Below are 376 nucleotides of genomic sequence, written 5' to 3'. Positions count from 1 at the left end.
TTGGTCGTAATTAATTAAGTTGATAGCAGGTAATTTGATTTGAAATAGGGTAGAATAAAGTGTCATTTCAGACGGCCTGAATTCCGTTCGGAGAACACGGGATTCTACCCTTTGTTTATATTTTAAAGAAAAGAGCTCACGCCATGATGGACGAAAAACTCAATTTCTCTTATCTGTTTGGTTCTAATGCGCCATACATCGAGGAGTTGTATGAAAAGTTTCTGGATAATCCGGAATCTGTCGATGAAAAATGGAAACAGTACTTTACCGATTTGAGTAAACAGCCGGGCGCAGTCGCTGTCGATGTTGCCCATACACCGATTCGTGAATCATTTGCCACTTTGGCTAAAAAGAAAATTGCCGCAGCCGTCGCAGG

The 376-nt window shown here is 41.2% G+C and carries 1 protein-coding gene; it reads left to right on the top strand.

Annotated elements, in window-relative coordinates:
• Positions 1-143 precede the first annotated feature (143 nt).
• Positions 144-376: 2-oxoglutarate dehydrogenase E1 subunit family protein (locus tag ACTHSP_RS22640; RefSeq protein ID WP_440347087.1), on the top strand; the 233-nt coding region annotated here is incomplete at its 3' end.

It is taken from the genome of Neisseria sp. P0001.S005 (assembly GCF_051963715.1).
This window is presented reverse-complemented; position numbering and strand designations above follow the sequence as displayed.